The 2,863-nt window shown below is 38.9% G+C and carries 3 protein-coding genes; all 3 read right to left on the reverse strand.

What is annotated here, in order from left to right; translation table 11 throughout:
- Window positions 1-10: 10 nt before the first annotated feature.
- From QZ548_RS08810 to QZ548_RS08820, 3 genes are read right to left on the reverse strand one after another with little or no spacing between them, the layout of a single operon-like run.
- Window positions 11-457, reverse strand: coding sequence for a competence type IV pilus major pilin ComGC (locus tag QZ548_RS08810; protein WP_295231116.1), 447 nt, complete (start codon window positions 455-457; stop codon window positions 11-13).
- A 52-nt stretch (window positions 458-509) separates the two neighbouring features.
- Window positions 510-1,685 (reverse strand): type II secretion system F family protein, encoded by a 1,176-nt coding sequence (locus QZ548_RS08815; protein WP_295869774.1) that lies wholly within the window; start codon window positions 1,683-1,685, stop codon window positions 510-512.
- 8 nt (window positions 1,686-1,693) lie between these two features.
- A complete protein-coding gene (locus QZ548_RS08820) occupies window positions 1,694-2,713 on the reverse strand; it encodes a type IV pilus twitching motility protein PilT (protein ID WP_295869776.1) in 1,020 nt (339 codons plus the stop codon).
- Window positions 2,714-2,863 lie beyond the last annotated feature (150 nt).

Raw genomic sequence — 2,863 nt, forward strand, 5'->3', positions numbered from 1 at the left:
TCAATTACGATTAAGGTGCATCAGGGGCTTTAACTACAACTGCCTTCGCAGTACCACCATTAACCGCTTCATAAGTAATGGTATATTCTTTATCTTTTGCAGTTTTAACATGTTCTGTAAGATAGCCTTCTTTATATAGATTTTCTACAGTTGGCGGTGTATCTACATTCTTGTCAATCATATAGAGCTGTGTTGCATTTTTAATAATTTGAATATCTGCTGTTTCCTTCGCAGTTCGCGCTCGATCAGCAGCCGATAGAAATTGTGGCATCGCAATGGCCGCTAATATGGCAATAACTGCAACGACAACCATTAATTCTACAAGAGTAAATCCACCTTTTCTCGATTTTTTAAGGTTTTCTCGAACATGATTAATTTGTAGATGTTCTACAATCCATTGACCACATATTTCTAATCTATGATTTAATCCATGAACTAGGTGCATAACAGAACTCATAATATCCTCCTTTTATCATTATTAATCCTGTAAAATAGCTTGATAACAATGCCTACTGCCCTCCCAATTTAGCAATAGACGTAAACAACGGATACATAACAGATACAACCAAAACGGCTACACCGATTCCCATCAAAGTCAGTAATATCGGTTCTAATAGTCTCTCAAGACGGGCAATATATTTTGAAAGTATAGATTCATAATAATGTCCACAATGTTCTAACATCTTTACGAGTTCCCCACTTTCCTCTCCAATAGAGATCATTTGCCATATAAAGGAATTTCCAATATTCTCCGTTCTTAGGCTCTCTTCAAAAGAATGGCCTGATAATAATTTTGCTTCTACCTTTTCACTACATTCGGCACCATACATATTGCCCCATAAAGGTCTTGTAATATTCACTGTGTGAATAATAGAAATTCCAGAATCTAACAAAAGCGCCCAAACTTTCAACATACTTGTATAGTAAATGCAGGTCATCCATTGGTATCGGTGAGCCAACTGCCAAAGCCAACGATGTACTTTGCGTTTTATACTATGTTGATGATATGCAAAGACCATAGCTCCTAGGCCTACACAATGCAGAATAACAACCACTATGGGATGATTCTTTAACCCTTGTCCTAATGCAAAGAGGGCTCGCGTCATCACTGGTAATGTAATATGCATGGTGGTAAAAACCTTTTCAAAGGATGGAACAATAAACAAGATGGTAACAAGAAAAAAGATATTCATTAATACAAGTAAAAATAATGGATAAGAAATAGCACTGATAACCTTTTGCCGTAGCTGTCGTTCCCAATCATAGTGACGTGATATATATTGCAAGCTTTCTCCTAATGTACCTGCGGCCTCTCCACTTTCTAATAAAGCCAGTGCAATGGCAGGACAACCTTCACTTCGCAATGCTTGAGACAACGTTTGACCACGCTCAATCGATTCATATAAGGCTGTATATAAAAGGCCTCGCTTTCCCTGACACAATAACTGTAATGCTCGTCGTAAAGGCACGCCAGATTCGATGAGTAGTCCTAATTGATAGGTTACATCTACCACCATAGTATGATTCCACTTATGTTTCTTCTTATTTACTTGTAAGGTAATTTTATAAATCTTATATCCCTCTCGCTTTAACCGTGTGCCGACCTCCTGTTCTGAATCCGCCCATATTAAACCTTTGATTGTTTCATTATTCTCATCTTTTACGACATATTCATAAGCCTCCATACCTTCACCTACGATAATTGTTGATCTAATAATGTATGTAGTTGTTGCTGAGAGCCATATTGTACCTTCGCATCTCGTACGGCCATCTCTAGTGTTTTCATAGGTAATTGTGTTTCTTGAATAGAAATAATCTGTGGTTCCTTACGAGTACGTATCAAATTCGCTACTGCATGCGTATTTAATAAAATATCACGGATGGTAATGAACTTTTTATTCCATCTAAGGAGCCGTTGACATATAACGGCACGTAGTACTTGTGATATTTGACTGCGCACCTCTTCTTGTTGTTCTCCAGGGAATAGTGAAATCATGCGATGAACAGCCATTACAGCCCGTTGTGTATGCATGGTTGCCATCACAAGATGACCTGTTTCAGCTGCATGAAGAGCAGCCTCTAAGGTTTCACGATCTCGAAGTTCTCCCACCATAATGACATCTGGATCCTCCCGCAAAGCATCTCGAATACCGTCAGACATAGACTTAATATCAGCACCTAATTGCCTTTGATGAATTAAAGATCTTTTAGGCTTAAATTCAAACTCGATAGGGTCTTCTAAGGTTATGATATGACGCTCCATTGTCTGATTAATATAATCAATACAACAAGCTAAGGTGAAGCTTTTACCACTGCCCGTAGGACCACAGACGAGCAATAAACCATCATGGGCCTCACATAATTTTTGTAGCAGTTGCCCTTCACTGTTATCATCTAGTGAAAGTTGTTGATGACAGAGTAAGCGCAAAGTACCACATATGGTTTGATTAGCCCGATATAGATGAACGCGAATGCGCACACCACAACAAGAGCATGCTTCATCAATGGATTGCCATTCGTAGGAGGCTATACCACATCGCCGTAAAATATCTTCGATTAAGTCTGTCGTACACACAAAGCTAGTAGCCTTCAATCCATCACCATGTCGCAAGTATATAGGCTGTCCACATTGTAGATGAATATCTGTTGATGATAAATGTATTGCTTGTTCTACAATAGTTTCTAAACTTTCACTATTACAGCATGAGTCCACAACGATGCACCTCCTCAATAGATGTAACATGCTGAGATACGGCCTCACGGGCAGAATCCTCTAATGATAGTAATACATGTGTTTCTAATTGGTCCCAACAGGCCGAATTAGCTGGAATCTCTAAAAATTCAAAGAGTGCTGTCCGCCCAT

This window comes from uncultured Veillonella sp., assembly GCF_915069625.1.
Taxonomy (GTDB): Bacteria; Bacillota; Negativicutes; order Veillonellales; family Veillonellaceae; genus Veillonella.

What these genes read in the sequence shown, in the direction of transcription:
- QZ548_RS08815 (WP_295869774.1), bottom strand. Translation starts at nt 1,685, where the DNA reads ATGGAGGCTTATGAATATGTCGTAAAAGATGAGAATAATGAAACAATC.
- QZ548_RS08810 (WP_295231116.1), bottom strand. Translation starts at nt 457, where the DNA reads ATGAGTTCTGTTATGCACCTAGTTCATGGATTAAATCATAGATTAGAA.